Origin of the sequence: Shewanella oncorhynchi, assembly GCF_012584455.1 — a bacterium.
In the GTDB taxonomy this organism is placed as follows: Bacteria; Pseudomonadota; Gammaproteobacteria; order Enterobacterales; family Shewanellaceae; genus Shewanella; species Shewanella oncorhynchi.
In genome coordinates this window covers 98,775-119,997 of record NZ_JABAEB010000001.1, presented here as the reverse complement: position 1 = coordinate 119,997, position 21,223 = coordinate 98,775, and the positions used below count along the sequence as shown (strand labels likewise).

Genomic DNA, 21,223 nt, shown 5'->3' with positions numbered 1-21,223 from the left:
ACATTTTTAGCATTTAAAAATGAATGCAAACTAACTCTATGAATATCAATCTATCTTAGTTAAATGACGCTTAAATGACATCACTTAACTTCCTCGGCAATCCAGAGTATTAAATTCACCCCAAACCCCACCTACCTTAAAATGATAAAAAAAACGCCCCAAACTAAGTTGAGGCGTTTAATATTTAAAATCAATAAAATGACTAGATATCGTAGTGCAAACCACACTCACGTTGTAGGCCATTAAAGCGAGTTTCTTCCTCTGTCATGCCTAATTCGAGTGGTTTACTCGAATGGGTATCTCCCACAGAAACATATCCTTGGTCCCAAAGTGGATGGTACGGCAAGTCAAATTGAGTCAGATAGAGGTGCACATCTTTATTCGACCACTCGATAATAGGCAGTAACTTAAAGCGCGTGCCATGAATCGCCAGTATCGGCAACGCCTCACGGGTACTGGCTTGGCTGCGTCTCAGCCCTGCAAACCAAGTGCCTACCTCAAGCTCGGCTAAAGCGCGTTGCATAGGCTCAACTTTGTTTAACCGGTTGTATTGCTCTAGTCCGTTTACCCCTTGCTCCCACAACTGGCCAAAGCGCGCCTCTTGCCATGCCGATGTCATCACTGCTTGGTACACTTTTAAATTCAGTGATAAACGATCTGTCAGCTCGTCGATAAACTGATAAGTCTCAGGGAATAAATAACCCGTATCCGTGAGAATAACCGGAATATTCGCCTGTGCCTGACTCATCATATGCAGCATTACAGCGGCTTGGATCCCAAAGCTTGAGGACAGCGCATGATTACCGGGCAAATAAGTTAAGCCCCATAGCACTCGCTCTTGCGCGCTTAATCCACCTAAGAACTGATTAATACGTTCAAGTTCTATCCCTTGCTCTGCCTTAGGCGCACTCAATAATGCCTTGAGTTCGGCAGCGCTGACCACAGTCGGCACTTTATCACTGGTTTTTTGCTCAAGATCAGCCATGAAAATCCTTAGCGGCATCGATCACCGCCTTCACTACGCCCACGCGGACGGTGAAGTTACCAAAGGTTTCGCCTGCATCACGCTCTACGGCATAGCGGCCAAACAGGGTATCCAATTCGGCGAGAATGTCCGCCTCTTGGATATTTTCTTTATGCATTTTGTTCAAACGAGTCCCTTCAAAACTTGCACCTAAGTACAAGTTATAACGGCCCGGCGCTTTACCCACAAGGCCAATTTCAGCGGCAAATGGGCGGGCACAACCATTTGGACAACCCGTCATCCGCACCACAATCGCTTGCTCGCTAATGCCGTGTTTTGCCTGCAGCGCATCGATATGATCGATAAACTCAGGGAAATAACGCTCGGCTTCTGCCATCGCTAATGGACATGTCGGCAACGCCACACAGGCAATCGAGTGACCGCGGGTTTGCGTCAACACTTGGCCCAGCAGACCATGTTTACGGGCTAAACCTTCAATCGTGGCTTTATCTTCTGCCGCTACACCTGCGATGATCATGTTTTGATTCGAGGTCATGCGGAAATCGCCCTTGTGGATCTTAGCAATTTCACGCAACCCCGTTTGCAGGGTTTGGCCCGGTAAATCCTTAATACGACCGCTTTCGATAAATAAGGTTAAATGCCACTTACCGTCAACGCCTTCGACCCAACCATAACGATCGCCGCGATCGCCAATCACTACATCACGCTTAGGTTCAAACTTCACCCCAGCACGTACTTCAACTTCGGCTTTAAATTTCTCATAGCCGTGGTCAACGATTGTGTATTTAAGGCGCGAGCGCTTACGATTAGAGCGATTGCCCCAGTCACGTTGCACAGTCATCACAGCTTCGGCAAACTTCATCACGTCTTCAGTTTTGATAAAACCAAAGTCGTCTGCTAGGCGTGGAAAGGTTTCCACTTCGCCGTGGGTCGAGCCCATGCCGCCGCCAGCCGTTAAGTTAAAGCCAACTAGCTCGCCATTTTCGGCAACAGCAATAAAGCCTAAATCGTTGGTGTAAACGTCAACATCGTTATCTGGAGGAACCGCAACCGCCATTTTGAACTTACGTGGCAGATAGGTTTTGCCATACACAGGTTCGACGGTTTCATCTTCGGTCGAGAGTAACTTTTCTTCATCTAACCAAATTTCGGCGTAGGCGCGAGTGTGGGGTAATAGATGATCAGACAGTTGTTTCGCCACTGCATAGGCCTGCTCGTGCAGTTTCGATTCCACCGGATTGGGGTTACACATGACGTTTCGGTTAACGTCACCACAGGCAGCAATCGAATCCAGCGCTTCGCGATCTAAGTCTTGAATAATGGTCTTCAAGTTACGCTTAGGAATACCGTGGTATTGGAAGGTTTGACGGGTCGTCAAACGAATGCTGTTCGAGCTGGTGAGCGTCGAGGCAATTTTGTCCACGCCTAACCATTGCTGCGGAGAACAAATACCGCCAGGTACACGGGCGCGCAACATAAAACTATATAAAGGTTCGAGTTTTTGCTCTTTACGTTCGTTACGTAAATCGCGGTCATCCTGCTGATAGAAGCCATGAAATTTGATCAGCTGCTGATCGCCGTCACTGAAACTGCCAGTCACGGAAGAATCTAAACCTTCTTTGATGGTCCCGCGCAGGTAATCACTGTCGGTCTTTAGGTATTCGTTTAACGCTAACTTTTGCTCACTCATGGCAACTGCCTCTTAAAATTGGGTTCGCTGGCTGCACAGGTCATCACGTGTGCAGCTTTGGCTATGCTTATGCGTTTCTTATCTGTGCAACGGTTGAGATTAATACACGTCTTTTTGGTAACGTTTATCGCTGCGCAGGCTTTCAAAATAGGCTTCGGCAGCTTCGGTATTCAAACCACCGACTTCGACTGCCACCTCAATCAAGGCTTGGTGAACATCTTTGGCCATACGTTCAGCATCACCACAAATATAAAGATGCGCGCCATTTTGCAACCATTGCCACAGGGCTTGGCCTTGCTCTTTAATGCGGTGCTGCACATAAATCTTATGGGCTTGATCGCGTGAGAACGCCACGTCGATACGGCTGAGATCGCCATTTTTCAAATACTGTTGCCACTCAGTTTGATACAAGAAATCCTGCTCAAAGTGAGGATTGCCGAAGAATAACCAGCTATCACCTTGGATCCCTTGTGCTACGCGCTCCTGCATAAAGGCACGGAAGGGTGCAACACCAGTACCAGGACCCACCATGATCACCGGTGTTTCTGGATTTTCAGGTAAACGGAAATGCTTGTTCGACTCAACATAAACCTTAACTTGCGTGCCTTCCTGCGCAGACGCTAAGAAGTGTGACGCGCCGCCAAAACGTGCTGAGCCGTGGCGCTCATCTTCCACTAAGGCCACAGTTAAGTGGACTTCTGTTTCAACTTCGCTTTGACTTGAGGCGATAGAGTAAAGTCTTGGCGTTAATGGACGCAGTAGCTCAAGCAGTGTTGCTGCATTTAAGGTTACTGAGTTATTTGATAATGGATACTGAGTAACTAAATCGGCAAATTGATGCTTAAGGATAAAGTGGCGCACTTGTTCTTTATCTTCGCTCAATGCCAGCAGTTCTGCGCTGCCGCTCAATTCGGCCCATGCTTTGACTAATCCAGGGTATAACTGAGTCAGTTCTTTCTTATCAACCAAAGCTTGCTTAAGGGACAAGGATTCAGTACCAAGGGTCACTAACTCATCGGCGGCTAATGACAAACCCGCTAAGACTTCATCGACTAAGACTTCGTTATTACTAAACCACACACCAAGGGCATCACCCGCTTGATAGGTTAAGCCTGAGTCGCCAAGGTCGATTTCAACATGGCGCACATCTCTGTCTGATCCACGGCCGGTAATTTTCTGGCTTACAAGCACTTCGGCGCTATAGGGGTTTTGCTTAGTAAATTCACTTTCGCCAATCGCTTTAGCGGTGCCGATGGATACCACACTGGCGGACGAGGTTTCGATTAGCGGCTTAACGGCCTCTAATACATCGGCGTGCCACTGGCCAGCGGCTGCTTCATAATCCACATCACATTCAATTAAAGGTAACAGTGATTTAGCACCGAGTGCTGCTAGGCGGGCATCGAAGTCTTTACCGGTTTGGCAGAAAAATTCATAGCTAGAATCCCCCAGCGCAAGCACAGAGTAATGTAGATTGTCTAACTTAGGGGCACGTTTCGATGCTAAAAACTTGTGTAATTCAATCGCATCATCCGGCGCTTCACCTTCACCATGGGTGCTGACCACTAATAAAAGCACAGCTTCTTGCTTTAATTGGCGAACATTGTATTCGCCCATTGAAGCCAAATTGACCGCATAACCTTGCGCCTGCGCCTTATCGGCGAGCGCTTTGGCGACACCACGGCCATTACCCGTTTGGCTGCCATAGAGAATCGTCACAGTTTGAGCCGTTTGCGCCTGTGCGACGGGCGCTAATTGGCCCGCATTAGCTGTGGCAGCAAGATAGCCACTCACCCAGGCCAATTGCACAGCACTTAACTCAGAAGTGAGTTGTTTTAGCTTCTCGACTTGTCCTTGAGACAATGGCGAAGCCAGCGATGAAAGTTCTTTTAACAACATGAGACGGCCCTATGACAGTGTAATGTCCACAAGCTTATCGCGGTTTAAGAAAAGCAAAAAAGAATAAAATAGGATTTTTAATTCCATTTTGGAATATACAAAGTGCAAAATTTAAGCTACAAAAGTGTGCACTGGTTAAAAGTTTTTGATCCGACCAGTGCAGAAACGGCCTGCTTGAGAAATATGCACTTGTGCCAAGCTAAAGTATTGCCACAATGGTCATGAGCCTGTCGAACAATAATTTCTGTTGCCCACAGAATAGTTTGTTTTAAAAACAAAAAGTGTCCATCCTAGATTGAATGCCCTAACTGACTCGAATCACCCGCCGAATAAACGCTGGTGACGACAGATTTTGCAGTTGAGTACGATGAAGGAAGAACAGCAGGCGGAACGATTATATAAACCATCAGGGAGTAGTCATGCAGATTGGAATACCGAGAGAAAGTCTCGCCGGTGAAACTAGGGTCGCCGCGACCCCAGCCACCGTTGAGCAGCTTAAAAAACTCGGCTTTGAAGTTGTTATTGAGGCCAATGCGGGTCAACTGTCAAGTTTCGATGATGCAGCCTTTGAAGCTGCAGGCGCGAAGGTGACAACAAACGTTTGGCAAGCCGATCTGATCTTTAAGGTCAATGCGCCAAGCGACGCCGAAATTGAACAAATCAAAGACGGGGCGACTATCGTCAGCTTTATTTGGCCCGCACAAAACCCTGAGCTGGTTGCGAAGTTATCTAAACGTAAGATCAACGTGATGGCAATGGACATGGTGCCACGCATCTCCCGCGCCCAGTCACTTGATGCCCTCTCCTCTATGGCAAACATTGGTGGATATCGCGCCGTTGTTGAAGCCGCACATCAATTTGGCCGTTTCTTTACTGGCCAAATTACCGCTGCTGGTAAAGTACCGCCCGCCAAAGTGTTAGTCATTGGTGCTGGTGTAGCTGGCCTTGCCGCCATTGGTACTGCTGGTTCGCTTGGCGCCATAGTGCGCGCCTTCGATACCCGCTTAGAAGTGGCCGAGCAAATCGAATCTATGGGCGGCCAATTCCTTAAACTGGATTTTGGTAACGAGGAAGGTGGTTCATCGGACGGTTATGCTAAAACCATGTCGGATGAATTTATTGCCGCCGAAATGGCACTGTTTGCCGAACAAGCCAAAGAAGTCGATATCATCATCACCACAGCGCTAATCCCTGGTCGTCCAGCGCCTAAGCTCATCACCAAAGCCATGGTTGATAGCATGAAGAGCGGCTCAGTGATCGTCGATTTAGCCGCTGCGACGGGTGGTAACTGCGAATACACGCAATCGGGTGAGCTGTTTGTTACTCCTAACGGCGTAAAAGTGATTGGTTATACCGACCTTCCCGGTCGTCTACCGGCGCAATCCTCACAGCTTTACGGCACTAACTTAGTCAACCTGATGAAGTTAATGTGTAAAGAAAAGGACGGCACAGCCAGCATCAACTTTGATGATGTAGTCATGCGCAATATGACAGTGATTAAAGAAGGTGAAGTGACCTTCCCGCCACCACCGATTTCTGTTTCTGCGGCGCCAGCAAAACCAGCGGCGAAAATCGAGCCGAAAAATACCACTCCGAAGGCACCATCTAAGCTCAAATACGTGCTCGCCGCCTTAGGCGTTGCAGGATTTGCTGCCGTGGCATCGGTAGCACCACCAGAGTTCCTGTCGCATTTCACAGTATTCTTGCTGTCCTGCGTTGTTGGCTATTACGTGGTATGGAACGTATCCCACTCACTGCATACGCCTCTAATGTCAGTCACTAACGCGATTTCTGGCATTATCGTGGTCGGCGCCCTACTGCAAATCGGTCAGGGTTCAACTTTGGTCACTGTACTGGCGTTTATCGCCGTGCTGATCGCCAGTATTAACATCTTCGGTGGCTTTACCGTCACTCAGCGCATGCTGAAGATGTTCCGTAAGGATTAAGGGGGTTTAACGTGTCTCAAGGACTGGTAACAGCAGCTTACATTATTGCCGCCATTCTCTTCATCTTCAGTCTCGCGGGACTGTCGAAGCAAGAGACGGCAAAACACGGCAATTTATTCGGTATCTTAGGTATGGCAATCGCCCTACTGGCTACCATTTTCAACCCCGATACTAACGGAATTGCGTGGATCTTAATCGCTATGGTGATTGGCGGCGCGATTGGTATCCGTTTAGCACTAAAAGTCGAAATGACTGAAATGCCTGAACTGGTTGCTATATTGCACAGCTTTGTGGGTATGGCCGCGGTATTAGTGGGTTTCAACAGCTTTATCGACTTACACCCACAGGAAGTATCACAAGTCGTGGTGGCTGTCGGTGGTGATATCAATACGACCCTCGCCGCAGTACAAGATGCGCTAAGTGAAGCGGTGAAGACCGCCAGCAAAGAGCACCTCACTGGCGCTATGCTTAACATTCACTTGGTCGAAGTCTTCCTCGGGATCTTCATCGGTGCGGTGACCTTTACGGGTTCTATCGTTGCCTTTTGTAAGTTACGCGGACTGATTTCATCTAAACCTCTGATGCTGCCACATCGCCACAAGCTAAACCTAGTCGCAGTGCTAGTGTCTTTCGCCCTGTTGGTATACTTCGTACAGACAGGCGGCACTATGCCAGCACTGCTGTTGATGACCTTGATTGCCTTCGCCTTTGGCTGGCATTTAGTGGCATCCATTGGCGGCGCGGATATGCCAGTGGTTGTGTCTATGCTGAACTCCTACTCAGGTTGGGCAGCGGCAGCGGCAGGCTTTATGTTGTCGAACGACCTCTTGATTGTGGTCGGCGCGTTAGTGGGTTCATCGGGTGCTATTCTGTCTTACATCATGTGTAAGGCCATGAATCGCTCATTTATTTCAGTTATCGCGGGCGGCTTTGGCACAGATGGTGTGGCCTCGACTGCCGATGAAGAAATGGGTGAATACCGTGAAACCAACGCCGAAGATGTGGCGGATATGCTGAAAAATGCCACTTCAGTCATCATCACTCCGGGTTACGGTATGGCAGTGGCGCAGGCGCAATATCCTGTTGCGGAAATCACTCAAAAACTACGTGATCGCGGCGTGAAAGTACGTTTTGGTATCCATCCAGTTGCTGGTCGATTACCAGGCCATATGAACGTACTGCTCGCTGAAGCGAAAGTCCCCTACGATATCGTGCTCGAAATGGACGAAATCAACGAAGACTTTAAAGACACAGATGTCGTGCTCGTTATCGGCGCCAACGACACGGTTAACCCCGCGGCAATGGAAGATCCAGGCAGTCCAATCGCAGGTATGCCAGTGCTGGAAGTGTGGAAAGCGCAAAACGTGATTGGCTTTAAACGTTCGATGAACACAGGTTATGCCGGCGTGCAAAACCCACTGTTCTTCAAAGAAAATACCCAAATGCTGTTTGGGGATGCTAAGGCCAGTGTTGAAGCCATTTTAAAGGCACTTTGAGTTTGATTTAATATCAACAGAGTAGAAATCGCTTAGGCGATAAACACTATTCTAAAGAAATGAAGGGAGCCACTGGCTCCCTTTCTTTTCACATTTTTTTAAGCCTATTAAGCTAGTCTCTACGCCAATATGATGCGAGGCTTATCTGCCTACAATGCTGATATGCTTAATGTAAGCTAAAACAGTAAGTTAAATCTAAAGCTGGTTTAAGGAAATAATAAATGTTGCTTGGGCTGTTTATCCTGTCTGCCGTGTTAATCAAAACCTCATTACTCGGGCTTGGCTGGATATCGATTACCATCGGCCTGAGTGGGTACCTGTTTTGTCGATGGTTTAATATCAATTTAGATATCAAACTGATTGATAAATTTAAACGACTCTTTATCACTGGTGCGGCTCTGCATCTTCTCGTCTATATCGGCTTAATCACTAAGCTTTTCCTTATCGACAGCTTTGAAGACTTGCCCACATTCCTGATAAGTCACTTAGTCTTACACCACGCAATCAGTGCCGTGATTGCTGCCGCATTAACCTTCTTGGCGATTCGCATCTATCTACAACAGCAAAAATTAACTCAAGCCTATCGACAGGAATTAAGCTAACTCAACAAGGTTTTGATGACAAATGCAGACGAATAAAAGCTGGCTAGATTCATCATTAACTTAAGTGCCATAAAATAATGGGGGACTAAAGCTGATCAGGCAAAGGTGTTGTCAGCAACACTGAATTCATCAATGGATTCAAACATCAGGGATAAGAATGACCCCTGATGTTTGGGGGGGAGCTAAGCCAAGATACGTTAGTCGACGGCAATATCGTTATCTTTAAGCTCTTTTGACAGGGTTTCATAATTCGTTTTGAGTTTTGGCAAAGTATCTTCTTTGATTTTACTCAATACATTTTGCAACTGATCCTTACCGTAAGAAACGCTATAGTGACGGGTTTCAATATTGCTAATGATCTTCTCAGACTCTAAATACAAACGACGAATATCAGACAAAATATCACTCGGTGTTTCTAGCGCATTAGCAGAATAGCGCATGTTATCCCAGACAAATAATCCCATCTGCGGATGCATTTTCACTAAACTATTACTACTCATAGTCTCAACTGTGTCAGCGTAATGACTCAAGATTTCAACATTGTCACTCACTTCGTCATATAGGGCATGACGCAGATGATAGTTATTCTGCATATTGCTCAGGGCATCAAATTTAATTGCCTGTGACAACCCTTCTTGCGCGGCTAAATACACGCCAACAACAGTCGCAATGATTATAAAAATCTGACTCACCCAAAAACTGGTTTTGATAAGCTCAGTGTTATCAAGCTTAATGGTGCGTTTAGGCATATCTGCCTCATTAGAGATGGGTGTCATGTCCATATGTTTTATCCTGTCAAATCAAGAGTACAAGGCAATATCACTAACTTAAATCATTATTGAGTGGTCATCCTACACTATTGGGGTATGACTTACCTCAGTACAAATCACGATTTTTACCCACAAAAAAGGAGCCATTAGGCTCCATTTTTATATTCATTGGTCAGTCTATTATGCTGCTTTTGCCACATCAAAATTGGATAGCAACATCACAGCTGTACGGCCTAATAAATGGTTGATCGTGCGATCGCCCGCTAAGCCTAACTCAGCAATCGCTTGCTGACGCGCTGTACTCACCGCTCTAAAGAGGGTAATTTCATTATTCGCACCACCACAAAGACTAAAGAACAGTCTTAATACTGCGCGGTAATGCTCTTCCTGCATTGCCTGCATCCAGGATGTTTCCAATGCCTCTTGGCTAGAAAAATCCAGCGCAGCAACAAATAGATTGCCGATACGACTATCTAAACGAACAAGAAAATCGCTTTTGCGTGGAAAATGGTGACTAATACCTGTGCGACTAATACCCGTTGCTTCAGATAACGTAGTATAAGACATAGTCTCAAAGCCGATAGTCAAAATTTGTCTTAACGCTTCATCCATAATTTGATTTATGGTTTGCTCAGTTTGTACTCGCGAGCGCTTAGCCATAGTAATGTCTCCCCTCTTATTTTTAGGGGGAAAGCTTACCAAAGCCGCTCAGGGATTACTGCTGTTCACTGGGCCGTAACCAGCGTATTTCACTTTTGTTCAGCTAGGGTTCAGTTTAAAACAGGCTTCACCACCGATTTAATTAACACATTCATAACATTGAATTTTGTACCAACCAGTTATGTGCTTTTTCTTCGCCCATGAGTAAAACGAACGTCGGTTGGAGATAGTGTCCAAGATCAGCTTTTCGCCAAAATAGATATTCAGGAAGGGGTTGCAATACACTCGCGCCAAAAGTGCGTTGCATTAAGCTCGAATACTCACCTAATAATCTCGGCTCTAATTGCTCGGCTTTAGGGTAAAAATTCGTTAAAAAGTCCCGATATTCGGCAAATTTAGCCACTTGAGCAACATCGTATCGATGCAACACTTGTATCAACATTGGCGAACTCCAATGCGACAAGTATTGCGGGCTTGTTAATGCATCAAGATTGCGTCTGTGGTATTGCTGCCACGCCAAGGCAAAATCATTTTTCTCCCGTGCGATACGCCAAACCAAATAAATGTCAGCTAGCCATTCATGTTGATATGCACTCAAGTGAGTCGGTAACACAGAGCCTTGCAGAGCAAGGTTCTCCAAATGACCGAGCTCATGCCATAGGGTTAATTGCGGCTGTTCAAGCAAAGGTAATTGGTAGGTCACCATATCGACACTGGCTAACTGTACTTGCGGTGTCCGCTGCTCATTCACTAAGACTAGGCCCGCAATCTTATTGTCATCGACGGGTATGACCATGGCACTTCTGCGGCCTAAATCAAGCCTAAATTGTTCGAGTGTTGCAGGAAGCTGCGCCAACACTTGCTCTGGCAATAATGCCAAGCAAGTGCCAAGCTCTGGTAAAGGGCAAATCAAAGCCTGCTTATCGGCAATGGGCGTCCAAGTCAGGCTAGATGCGAATGCCAGAGCGACTAAGCTCACTGATTCGCCATGATATTTTGTATAATCGCTGTCGTTGATATGCCATCCTCAAAGCCCAGCACTTGCACTTGGCCACCTGCGGCAATCACTTCAGCGCCACCCGCGATATCTTCAAGCTTATAGTCGCCGCCTTTAACCAGTAGATTTGGCAGCAATCGAGTAATGATGCGCTGCGGCGTATCTTCACTAAAAGGCACAACCCAATCGACAGAAGCTAAGCCAGCGAGCACAGCCATACGACGATCAACCTGATTAACTGGACGGCCTTCACCCTTGAGGCGTTTAACCGAGGCATCATCATTTACCGCGACGATCAAACGATCGCCCAAAGCTTTCGCCTGTTTAAGATAGCTCACGTGGCCCGCATGTAAAATATCAAAGCAACCATTAGTCATCACCACACGTTCACCGCGTAGTTTGGCTTGCTCTAAGGCGTAGGCCAGTTGATCTTCACTCACCACCCCAAAACCCGATTCTCCATGGTGCAAAGCTAGGGCTTCAATAAGCTCAATGCGGCTCACGGTAGAAGTGCCAAGTTTACCTACCACAACGCCAGCGGCGGTGTTCGCAATTGCGCAAGCCTGCGGTAAATCGGCGCCCGCGGCTAATGAGGTTGCTAAGGCTGAAATCACAGTATCGCCAGCACCCGTCACATCATAGACTTCACGGGCAACGGTAGGAATGTGCAACTCAGGCGCATTAGCGGTCACTAAGGTCATGCCCTTTTCAGAGCGGGTGACTAAAATGGCATCAAAATGATGTTGCTTGAGTAAGCCACGGGCTTTTTCCAGCAGGTCGGCTTCAGAGGTCACAGTGCCAACAACTGCTTCAAACTCGCTCATATTTGGGGTAATTAGCGACGCGCCATGATAACGACCAAAGTCACTGCCCTTAGGATCGACTAATACCATCACACCTTTCGAACGCGCTAATGCAATAAAATCTCGCGGCTGATCGATAGCGCCCTTTGCATAGTCGGACAACACCACAACATCGACAGAATCGAGTAAGGCCTCGGATTGTTTCAATAAACGCACGCTATCGGCCTTGTCGAAGGCTTCTTCGAAATCGAGGCGGATAAGCTGCTGATTTCGTGATAACACCCGCAACTTAGTGATGGTTGGTTTATCAGCAATACTTAACCATTGGGGTTCAACCCCTAAAGTTTGCACACCGAGCGTTAGGGCATGGGCAGTATCATCTTGGCCGACGAGCCCGGCAAGTTGGACTTGCCCTCCTAAGGTCGCGATATTGAGCGCCACGTTGGCCGCGCCGCCGGGTCTGTCTTCGACTTGATTAATCTTCACCACAGGTACGGGGGCTTCAGGGGAGATACGTCCCGTAGGGCCAACCCAATAGCGGTCTAACATCACATCGCCGACGACTAACACTCTGGCTTTTTCAAATGCTGGCAGAGAAACCTTCATAGTGCTCTTATCTTTATGCAGAAATTAAACCGTGATTGTACCTAATTTTCAGCAAAAATTGAGTTAGAATGAGCAGTAATTTTCAAAAGTAGTGAGTATTTTTGTGGTCGAGAAAGCCGAGTTTTCATCTTCTTTATATCATCCTAAGCATTGGCCCATGTGGTTTGGCGTATTTTTGATGCGTTTAACTCAACTTCTACCGCTTCCTTGGCAGATGACGCTGGGTAAGGGATTGGGTCGCTTAGTGATGAAATTCGCAGCTGGCCGCACCCACACAGCGCGCCGTAACTTGACCCTCTGTTTCCCTGAAATGACGGAAGCACAGCGAGAAGATTTACTCACGCGTAACTTTGAAGAAACGGGCAAAGCCATTTTCGATACCATCAATGCATGGTGGTGGCCCGATGAAAAAGTGCAGCAGCACATGAGTATCAAAGGCGAAGAACACGTACAAGACACGTTAAATGCTGGCCACGGAGTTATTCTCTTTGCCGTGCATTGTTTGCCGCTGGAAATGGGCGCACGTATCTTCGGCCAATTCCAACCCGGCGTGGGGGTTTATCGCCCACACAATAATCCTGTGATGGAATACCTGCAGGTCAAAGGCCGTTTACGCTCGAATAAAGGTCTCGTTTCTAAACGCGACTTGCGCCAAATGATACGCTGCCTACGCAATCCCGATGTGATTTGGTACACGGCCGATCAAGACTTTGGCCGTTCCAGTGCGGTATTTATCCCATTTTATGCCATGCCAGATGCGGCAACGATTACCGGTGCCACCACGTTAGCTAAACTCGGCAAAGCCAAAGTCCTGCCTTTTTTTGTGGAACGTACTACAGATGATAAAGGCTATCGAATTGAAGTGATGCCACCGCTGGATAATTTTCCCGGCGAAGATGAATTAGCCGACGCGATTCGCGGTAACAAGATTATTGAATCCATCATAGATAAAAACCGCGCCCAATATATGTGGTTACATCGCCGCTTTAAGACCCGTCCCGACCCAACGGACAAATCTTTATATCAATAAGCTCAATTAGCTTTGAATACAAAAATGCCAGCAAATAAGCTGGCATTTTTTATGGTAACTTTCGATAGTAAGGACCATCTAGCACATAGGATTAGAGCGCATTCTCAGTCGGTAAACGAATACCTACGTTAGTGACTTTACCTTCATACAGCCCCGCCACCACCCAATGCAACGACTGCCAGTGGAACTGATCCCCAAGTACAGGATTAGCACCAAGCTGAGATACCACAAGGTCTGCGACTGTCATATCATCAGCGAGATTATCTAAACTCAAACCATAAATAGGCGCGAGATCCGCAAGCTTAACGTCTGTTTCAATAAAGAAATCACCGAAGAATCGTTGTACTTCTTTATTTTCTGGCGCTTGGCTAAAGAGGTTACTCAAGGCTTCTAAACTTTTCTCCTGACCCAGCACACAGAGTATATCGCCCGCCTCGAGACGAGTGCTACCCGATGGATGCAGCAAAGTGTCATCCCTAAATACCGCCGCAATCCGTGTCCCATCTGGCATAGCCAAGCGCTTTAGCGGCTCACCAATACACCACTTACTTTCACTCAAACGATAGACAAACACTTCCCATTCGCTGCTCGGGTAAATTTCAACTCCCGAGCGCGAAACGGGTAACGGCTTTGGGGGCAGTTCCACCTTAGCTAAACGCGCTGCTGTGGTCAAAGATGCACCTTGAACCAGCAACGACACTAATACAACGAAGAAGGCTAAGTTGAAGTACAACTGAGCACCCGGTAAGCCCGCCATCATAGGGAATACTGCTAAGATGATAGGCACAGCGCCGCGTAACCCCACCCAAGAAATAAACCAGCGGTCGCGACTGCTAAAGCTCTTAAATGGCAATAGACTGATCCATACGGCGACAGGGCGAGCAAATAAAATCATTCCGAATGCCAGAGCAAAACCTGGGATCATGATATCGACTAAATCTGAAGGGGTAAGCAATAACCCTAATACGAGGAACATGCCGATTTGACTGACCCAAGTCATACCATCCAGTACGTTCAAAATCGCATGACGGCCACGGGTTGGCTTATTGCCGAGGAACAGACCCACTAAGTAAATCGACAGAATACCGCTACCACCCAGTTTGTTGGACGCAGCATAAATAATCAGACCACCGCTTAAAACTAAAATAGAGTACAGACCATCAGCTAACTTGCTTAAATTGACGAGCTTCCACAGCATCCAGCCGCCGCCCAAACCTAAACAGATCCCCAGACCAAATTGCTTTATAAAGCTAATAAGCATAAAGCTGAAGGACAACTCACTGTCGACATTGGCAAGAATGGCAATCAAGGTTACGGTTAAGAATACCGCCATGGGATCATTACTGCCGGACTCAATTTCTAAGGTCGCACCAACCCGCTCATTAAGGCTACGCCCTTTAAGCAGGGAAAATACCGCAGCGGCATCGGTCGAGCCCACAATCGCGCCCACCAGCAAACCTTGCAACCAATGCAAGTCGAACAACCATGCGGCCATCATGCCGGTGATACTGGTCGTAATGGCAACGCCAAAGGTCGCCAACGATAATGCAGGCCATAGCGCCACCCTAAAACTGGCAACGCGGGTGCGCATACCGCCATCGAGTAAAATAATCGCTAAGGCTAAGTTACTGACTAAATAGGAAGTTGAATAATCATCAAACTGGATTCCACCAAGGCCATCTTCGCCAGCCAAAATACCCACAGCGAGGAAAATCAATAAAATAGGGATGCCCAAACGGGAAGACATAGGACTAAGTAAAACACTCACTGCTGTAAGCAAGGCGCCAATCAGAAAAAAACTATTGATGGAATCTGCATCCACAAACGCCTCCTTAATACAGGTTGTTTAGTTAAACGATAGACAAATCACCGAGGTTAAAAATGACTCAACTCACAATTTTATGATTTTATATTAGCACAAAAATATCGAATTATTGGAGCGTTAAATATTAAATTTCAATCATCTACATAAAAAATGTCATAAAACCAACTTTCTATTAACCTTTAGATAAAGGCTAACGTAAAACCTAAAGGATAGCAGAACATCACCACACGACTTAATGAGCATTAAAATAAATGAATATCAAATAGTTAAAAATAACAAACTGAACGTAAACTCAAATCATTCAAGCAAAACTCAGCTCACAAACCTGTATAAACTAACGGTATCATAGCCAATTTAGTGCCAGATAAAATAATGTCGTGTAAAGGGTGAATATTTGAACATTATCCTTAAGCTAATTGTTTTAACTCCATTTATTTGCCAATGAGATGATTTAAATTCACTTTATCCGATGAGCAATAGCCTTGTGAGAAAAGGACCACACACTGTTTTCCAAAATAAATCAATTCAGTTCCAGTAACGCCATACATGCTCGCCATTCAAACAGACGCGTTTTAGATTGGTTAATTTTTTCATCAAGCAGGAAGGCATACACAAGACAATTGAGTACAGCAGGTTTTAACGATAAGACTAAATACTGACAATTGACGCTGCCAAGGAAAACCGTTAAAACAAAAATTTAAGCGATAAATACGCCGTACTGATCATATTTCAGTTGAAATAATGTCCAAAATAAGGAAGGATGCGAGCTTCGCGCGCCAGTGCATTTTGCTCATCAAATTGCCGCTCTCGTTTTAAGAGAGAAAGCTGCGTTAAACACGCTTTTTTATTAACAGGAATCGTAGTATCCGCTTATGAGTATGCTTCGCACCACAGCTTTATTATTGACTTTGGTTTTCCCTAGTCTGTCCGCTTTAGCAACGGAATATCCTTTACCAGCCGCCCAAAGCAGGCTAATTGGCGAGAACCAGTATTATACGGTTCCAGAGGGTAAACACACTCTCGAAGATATCGCAGCCAAATACCAGCTTGGTCTCAGTAACTTACTCGAAGCTAACCCAGGTGTGGATCCATTTCTGCCAAAACCAGGTAGCCAACTGATCATTCCATTGCAATTGATCCTGCCAAACGCTCCCCGTGAAGGCATAGTGATCAACGTGGCTGAAATGCGTTTGTATTACTATCCAAAAGGCAAAAAGACTGTTGAAGTGTTGCCTATTGGTATTGGCCAAATTGGTAAAGACACACCAGAAAACTGGGTGACCACTGTACAACGCAAGCGTGCGAATCCAACTTGGACACCCACACCGCGCATTCGTAAAGAATATGCTGCTAAGGGTGAAATCCTGCCAGCAGTATGGCCAGCGGGTCCAGACAACCCTATGGGACTGTATGCACTGTATATCGGCAACTTGTATGCGATTCACGGTACTAACGCGAGTTTCGGTATCGGTTTACGTGTGAGCCAAGGTTGTGTGCGTTTACGCCATGAAGATATCGAGCACTTGTTCAAGAATGTCCCAGTGGGCACCCGCGTACAATTCGTGAACCAGCCGATTAAAGCAACCGAAGAGCCAGACGGTAAACGCTACTTAGCCGTGCATCAACCATTGTCTCGCACTGTGGCGGAGTTTGAATCAAATGAGCCCGTTGCGATATCACTGCCAAAAGAGATCGCTAAGTTTATCGCTAAAGCTGACACTGATTCTTCTGTGATCAAGAAGCTACTCGATGAACGTACTGGTGTGCCAATGCGAATTAATCAATAATTCACTGGCGAATATCACCTAAAAAAATACCCGCAATCTGCGGGTATTTTTTTGTCATGTCAGGCTATTCACTAACGTAATAGACTAAAATATCAATCACATAAAGGTGCACACAGGGCCAAGAAGTGAGTCATAGCAGCACTGTTTGCTAATACGCGTTGATCGAAGTTTTGCAACGCAGGCGTTTCAGTACAAGCACCGACACGAGCACCACTTCGTACTAAACAAGCTTCAAAAGACGTATCAAAATGATTGAAGATCAAACCATCCTTAACAGGACACCCATCAATCTCACCGTCTACCGCAATCGGGAAATAACCACCTAAAGTATCGCGCAGATCGAGACTAAAACGTCCAGGCACTTGGCTTGGCTCAAAAGAATACACATAGGCTTCACGACTCAAGACATCTTCATGGCAAGTTAAAATACCGTCTCGGCTCGCAGCAAGCAGTAACTGTGCGTGCTCTAACAATAGCTTACCTTCAACCGATGTATGTTCATTCGCTTTAGGTTTACCGTTCTCAAATACAAAACCACGATTTGGATTTTCGCCGTATTTATTAAATCTATGACCACGACTGAATCCAGTAGGATTGACGAGAGGCAATAAACTCAAGTTCACCCGTTCAAATAGGTCTGCTGAAGCTTCACTCAAAAAATGCAACAAACCCCATGGGCCTGCAGATTCTTCGCCATGAAATCCTGTGCTGATCAATAAAGAAGGTAAGCCTGACTTAGCGGCCGGTGACTGATACAAGCTAACATCGTATTTACCCACTTCACCCAATGTTTTCTCAACCATGCCCAAACGGGTCATTTCCTGCTCAAGCAGCAGATAGAAATTATCAATATCAGTGCTTTCACAGTTAAAAATATCGCTTTTCCACTGAAAGGATTCGAACGGAGATCTGCTTACCATATCTTGTACTTATGCCAGAAAAAGAACTGTGCCATCATAGCAGTTCTTTTCAAAAACTGAATGCTATTCAACTGATTTCGATGAAATCCGAGCAGTCGTCGACAGTGGTGCAATCTGTATCGATACCTGCGAATGTATCAATTGCCTGTCGTTAATGGTATCCAGCTTGAGTAAGACATTTAACGAATTAAAAAATAAGCTCGGCAGGACGCACTTATGAACACTCAAATCACCTTTTTTATCGCCATTTCGGCCAGTGTTTTCAGTCATACGCTACAGGCCCAATGCCGCGCCGAGCAAGATGCGCAAGCCTTATATGCGCTCGAAGCGAATATAGAGACCTATACGCTACAAAATGGCCTAACAGTGCGATTACTGCCCATGGCAGATAAACAGACAGTCACAGTCGCCAGCCAATTTAATTTAGGCGCCCGCAACGAAGCCCAAGGTCAGAGCGGTTACGCCCATCTGTTTGAGCACATGTTGTTTAAAGGGAGTGAAAATGCCCCCGGCGATACCTATGCTCAGCAGTTCAGTGCTTTAGGTGCACGTTTTAATGCCAGCACGCATTTTGACTACACCAACTACTATGTGACGCTGCCAAACCAAGCATTAGAACTGGGCTTATATCTCGAAGCCGAGCGCTTTATCCGCCCTAGCCTTAACGCCACTACGGTTAAAAATCAGCAGGAAACCGTACTGCAGGAAATGGCACAAACCATAGATAATCAGCCCTATATCCGCAGCGCGATGACGTTTTTACTCGAGCAAGTAAAAGGTACTCCTTACGGTCACGGTATTATTGGCAGTCGCGAAGATATCTTGCAAGCCACGCCAGAAAACCTAACGGCCTTTCACCGTGCTTATTATCGTCCCGATGCGATGCAGCTTTCCCTTGTCGGCAAACTAAGCCCACAAACCCGACAATGGATTGAGCAAGATTTTGCGGCTTGGTCTAGGCCAACGATTGCTGAACCTGAATTTTCTGAGTTAACAATCCAACCTAAACAAGTACATGCTGAGTTAGTGGATGAGCGCGGACCTTGGCCCGGATTACTGCTCGCTTGGCATACCGTAGGTAAAGATCACCCCGATGCTGCGGCAATTCGGCTGCTAGAAGGTTATTTATTTCAAAACACCGCCAGTGCACTCGCTAAACTCAGTCTGCATAATCCCGAACAAATGCTCAGCTACTCCCTGCCCTTTGAGTTAGAAAATCATGGCATAGCGAATATCGTCCTGGTTCCACGGGCACGGACCTCACTCGATGCCTTAGTGCAAAAAGTGTTGGGACTTGTGGCACAAACGCAGCAAGATGCTCTGGATGAAGCAAGTCTTTGCACACTTAAACAAGTGTGGTTAAACAATCAATTACAACAACTGGATGACACGCAGGCCTTAGCCATCAAGCTTTCCGCAACATCGGCTCAAGATAAAGACCATCCCTTTACAGCGCAGTGGCAACGGATCAACGCAGTCACGGCCGACGATATCCAAAGCGTCGCAAAACGGTATTTCAACCAAGATTATGTCCGAGTCGACCTACTGCCACCTTGGTATATTCGCTGGGGTAAAACGCTACTGGAATGGCTGCCTAACGATATGAGTGACAGTTTAGAGGATGCGGTATTATGACGACTCAGACAATGTCAAAGCAGCTACAAGGCTTAATGTTCTGCGCTGTGGCTTTATCACTAAACGCCTGCCAGCAGACGCAAATCGTCTTCACGCCGAGCGAACCGCCGAGTTTGGCCCATTTTGAAACGCCAAACTCTTTAGCCCATTCTTTGCCTAGCTCTTTGAACAATCATTTACCCAAAAGCGGCGTCATTATCCCCGTAACGGATGAAATTTTTACCGATGAAGTCCATACCGAATTGGATTTACCCTATCAGTTACATCACCTTGCCTCAGTTCAAATTAATAACAGTGTGAGCAACAGGGTCAGTTTAGCGGCAGTGAGCCCGCAAGTTCCCTTCAATAATCCTGATATTTTACAGATTGCCTTTCAAGAAAAGGCCCGCGCACTTGCCATTAGCCGCGCAGATCCCTGTCTTGAGACTTTCAATATGCGTGTCAGCTTGCACAGCATTAATTTAAGCCTCACTTGCCCCGACGATGTTAACCATATCTACGGCTTACTACTGCAATTTTGGCAGCCAGATGCCTTTGTTGATGCGACAACCGCCCCCGTCGATGTCGACAATATTCGCCGTCAACTCAAGCTCAATAAACACTTAAACGCCTTTAGTGGCGCCGAGATAGATAAAGTGTGGCGCGATAAACTGCTCGGCCCTGAACATCCCTACAATAGAGTGATCAATAATAATGCATTGTTCGATTCACTCAGCCTAAGGCAACTACAACAAATCCAACAGCAGGCGGTAACACAAGCACAGTGGCATCTTTTTCTACCCAACTCTTTGGCAAATAAAGCTAAATTTGACCTTCAAGCTAGCCTTAAACTGTGGCCAATATTGCCTAATTCAGTGTGGAAAGCGGATAAAGCAGAGACAGTAAAGCCTCAGCAAATCAAGAGGATTTACCTTATTGATGCGCCGGGCAGCGTGCAAACCCAAGTCCGCCTAGGTTATGCCATAGATCATGTCCTAAGTGATGCATCAACTCAGCAGCAACTGAACCCACAGGAAGTCGCCTTAAGCTGTCGCAGTTTATCCGCACTCATGGGCCGCAGTTTTTCGGGCAGACTCTACTATGATTTACGGGAAAAACGCGGCCTCACCTATGGCATCTACGGCCAGTGCGCCAATGCACCGCTCTCCAGCAGCATCAAGTTTTATGGCAGTACAGCCATAGAACACACGGGCGCGTTTGTGGTGGGGATAGTAGATCACCTAACACTCGTTAAGACGCAAGGTGTTAGCCAAGGTGAAATCGATGCACTTAAAACCTATTTGATCGGTGAAGATTTGCTCAGCCAAGACAACAGCATTCAACGTGAAAACCAATATATCCACCAAGTCGCGACAGGATTAACTCAAATTGAAGTTCAGCAGCTAAATGCAGGATTACAGGCTCTAACGCCCGAAAGGCTACAACAGTTAGCAAACGCGGCTTTTAGTGGTAATCCATTGATTATTTTGCGGGGCGATGTTGATCGAATTCTTCCTGACTTAAAAACTAAGCTACCAGAGTGGCTGTTTGAAAGGGTCAAGGTTGGCCTAACTGACAACTAAAGCCAAATAA

Annotated in this window: 16 protein-coding genes; 7 read left to right on the top strand and 9 right to left on the bottom strand. The window is 46.4% G+C overall.

Annotated features, from left to right (window positions below):
- Positions 1-202: 202 nt before the first annotated feature.
- The 3 genes from HGO26_RS00475 to HGO26_RS00465 form a co-directional block, all read right to left on the bottom strand.
- Complete coding sequence (locus tag HGO26_RS00475) at positions 203-985, bottom strand: phosphoadenylyl-sulfate reductase (RefSeq protein WP_168822601.1); 783 nt, start codon at positions 983-985, stop codon at positions 203-205.
- The gene (gene cysI / locus HGO26_RS00470) at positions 978-2,675 is read right to left on the bottom strand and encodes an assimilatory sulfite reductase (NADPH) hemoprotein subunit (RefSeq protein ID WP_168822599.1); all 1,698 of its coding nucleotides are present in this window, start codon (positions 2,673-2,675) and stop codon (positions 978-980) included. The genes HGO26_RS00475 and cysI overlap by 8 nt, the downstream gene beginning before the upstream one ends.
- A gap of 99 nt (positions 2,676-2,774) precedes the next feature.
- The gene (locus HGO26_RS00465; protein WP_168822589.1) at positions 2,775-4,574 is read right to left on the bottom strand and encodes an assimilatory sulfite reductase (NADPH) flavoprotein subunit; all 1,800 of its coding nucleotides are present in this window, start codon (positions 4,572-4,574) and stop codon (positions 2,775-2,777) included.
- A 419-nt stretch (positions 4,575-4,993) separates the two neighbouring features.
- Between HGO26_RS00465 and HGO26_RS00460 the strand changes: the two genes are divergently transcribed.
- From HGO26_RS00460 to HGO26_RS00450, 3 genes are all read left to right on the top strand, one after another.
- Positions 4,994-6,520 (top strand): Re/Si-specific NAD(P)(+) transhydrogenase subunit alpha, encoded by a 1,527-nt coding sequence (locus HGO26_RS00460; RefSeq protein ID WP_105251577.1) that lies wholly within the window; start codon positions 4,994-4,996, stop codon positions 6,518-6,520.
- 11 nt (positions 6,521-6,531) lie between these two features.
- Complete coding sequence (pntB, locus tag HGO26_RS00455; protein ID WP_105251576.1) at positions 6,532-8,016, top strand: Re/Si-specific NAD(P)(+) transhydrogenase subunit beta; 1,485 nt, start codon at positions 6,532-6,534, stop codon at positions 8,014-8,016.
- A gap of 221 nt (positions 8,017-8,237) precedes the next feature.
- Positions 8,238-8,618: a hypothetical protein gene (locus HGO26_RS00450; RefSeq protein ID WP_168822587.1), complete on the top strand. Its 381-nt coding sequence runs from the start codon at positions 8,238-8,240 to the stop codon at positions 8,616-8,618.
- A gap of 197 nt (positions 8,619-8,815) precedes the next feature.
- On the opposite strand, the gene HGO26_RS00445 is transcribed toward HGO26_RS00450, so the two are convergent.
- The 4 genes from HGO26_RS00445 to hldE all read right to left on the bottom strand — a co-directional run bounded on the left by HGO26_RS00445 (position 8,816) and on the right by hldE (position 12,454).
- Positions 8,816-9,400 carry a hypothetical protein gene (locus HGO26_RS00445; protein WP_168822585.1) on the bottom strand — a complete coding sequence of 195 codons (585 nt, stop codon included), beginning with the start codon at positions 9,398-9,400 and terminating at the stop codon, positions 8,816-8,818.
- A 168-nt stretch (positions 9,401-9,568) separates the two neighbouring features.
- The gene (locus HGO26_RS00440; protein ID WP_006082899.1) at positions 9,569-10,048 is read right to left on the bottom strand and encodes a TetR family transcriptional regulator; all 480 of its coding nucleotides are present in this window, start codon (positions 10,046-10,048) and stop codon (positions 9,569-9,571) included.
- Positions 10,049-10,199: 151 nt separating this feature from the next.
- The gene (locus HGO26_RS00435) at positions 10,200-11,027 is read right to left on the bottom strand and encodes a hypothetical protein (protein ID WP_168822583.1); all 828 of its coding nucleotides are present in this window, start codon (positions 11,025-11,027) and stop codon (positions 10,200-10,202) included.
- Complete coding sequence (hldE, locus tag HGO26_RS00430) at positions 11,024-12,454, bottom strand: bifunctional D-glycero-beta-D-manno-heptose-7-phosphate kinase/D-glycero-beta-D-manno-heptose 1-phosphate adenylyltransferase HldE (RefSeq protein ID WP_028761811.1); 1,431 nt, start codon at positions 12,452-12,454, stop codon at positions 11,024-11,026. The genes HGO26_RS00435 and hldE overlap by 4 nt, the downstream gene beginning before the upstream one ends.
- A gap of 103 nt (positions 12,455-12,557) precedes the next feature.
- Here hldE and HGO26_RS00425 point away from each other — a divergent pair, with 103 nt between their 5' ends.
- Positions 12,558-13,484: an LpxL/LpxP family Kdo(2)-lipid IV(A) lauroyl/palmitoleoyl acyltransferase gene (locus tag HGO26_RS00425; protein WP_168822581.1), complete on the top strand. Its 927-nt coding sequence runs from the start codon at positions 12,558-12,560 to the stop codon at positions 13,482-13,484.
- A 91-nt stretch (positions 13,485-13,575) separates the two neighbouring features.
- Here HGO26_RS00425 and HGO26_RS00420 read toward each other — a convergent pair whose 3' ends face one another.
- Positions 13,576-15,306, bottom strand: a complete 1,731-nt coding sequence (locus HGO26_RS00420) for a potassium/proton antiporter (protein WP_105251569.1) — start codon at positions 15,304-15,306, stop codon at positions 13,576-13,578.
- 875 nt (positions 15,307-16,181) lie between these two features.
- On the opposite strand from HGO26_RS00420, the gene HGO26_RS00415 reads away from it, so the two are divergent.
- Positions 16,182-17,096, top strand: a complete 915-nt coding sequence (locus HGO26_RS00415; protein ID WP_168822579.1) for a L,D-transpeptidase family protein — start codon at positions 16,182-16,184, stop codon at positions 17,094-17,096.
- Positions 17,097-17,188: 92 nt separating this feature from the next.
- On the opposite strand, the gene HGO26_RS00410 is transcribed toward HGO26_RS00415, so the two are convergent.
- Complete coding sequence (locus HGO26_RS00410; protein ID WP_105251567.1) at positions 17,189-18,016, bottom strand: N-acetyl-ornithine deacetylase; 828 nt, start codon at positions 18,014-18,016, stop codon at positions 17,189-17,191.
- Between the two features lie 216 nt (positions 18,017-18,232).
- On the opposite strand from HGO26_RS00410, the gene HGO26_RS00405 reads away from it, so the two are divergent.
- Positions 18,233-19,651, top strand: a complete 1,419-nt coding sequence (locus HGO26_RS00405) for a M16 family metallopeptidase (protein ID WP_168822578.1) — start codon at positions 18,233-18,235, stop codon at positions 19,649-19,651.
- Positions 19,648-21,213, top strand: a complete 1,566-nt coding sequence (locus HGO26_RS00400; RefSeq protein ID WP_168822576.1) for a M16 family metallopeptidase — start codon at positions 19,648-19,650, stop codon at positions 21,211-21,213. Before HGO26_RS00405 ends, HGO26_RS00400 begins: the two co-directional genes overlap by 4 nt.
- Positions 21,214-21,223 lie beyond the last annotated feature (10 nt).

Coding starts and splice junctions, on each gene's coding strand:
- HGO26_RS00475 (WP_168822601.1), bottom strand. CDS start 985: ATGGCTGATCTTGAGCAAAAAACCAGTGATAAAGTGCCGACTGTGGTC.
- cysI (WP_168822599.1), bottom strand. CDS start 2,675: ATGAGTGAGCAAAAGTTAGCGTTAAACGAATACCTAAAGACCGACAGT.
- HGO26_RS00465 (WP_168822589.1), bottom strand. CDS start 4,574: ATGTTGTTAAAAGAACTTTCATCGCTGGCTTCGCCATTGTCTCAAGGA.
- HGO26_RS00460 (WP_105251577.1), top strand. CDS start 4,994: ATGCAGATTGGAATACCGAGAGAAAGTCTCGCCGGTGAAACTAGGGTC.
- HGO26_RS00450 (WP_168822587.1), top strand. CDS start 8,238: ATGTTGCTTGGGCTGTTTATCCTGTCTGCCGTGTTAATCAAAACCTCA.
- HGO26_RS00445 (WP_168822585.1), bottom strand. CDS start 9,400: ATGGACATGACACCCATCTCTAATGAGGCAGATATGCCTAAACGCACC.
- HGO26_RS00440 (WP_006082899.1), bottom strand. CDS start 10,048: ATGGCTAAGCGCTCGCGAGTACAAACTGAGCAAACCATAAATCAAATT.
- hldE (WP_028761811.1), bottom strand. CDS start 12,454: ATGAAGGTTTCTCTGCCAGCATTTGAAAAAGCCAGAGTGTTAGTCGTC.
- HGO26_RS00415 (WP_168822579.1), top strand. CDS start 16,182: ATGAGTATGCTTCGCACCACAGCTTTATTATTGACTTTGGTTTTCCCT.
- HGO26_RS00410 (WP_105251567.1), bottom strand. CDS start 18,016: ATGGTAAGCAGATCTCCGTTCGAATCCTTTCAGTGGAAAAGCGATATT.
- HGO26_RS00405 (WP_168822578.1), top strand. CDS start 18,233: ATGAACACTCAAATCACCTTTTTTATCGCCATTTCGGCCAGTGTTTTC.
- HGO26_RS00400 (WP_168822576.1), top strand. CDS start 19,648: ATGACGACTCAGACAATGTCAAAGCAGCTACAAGGCTTAATGTTCTGC.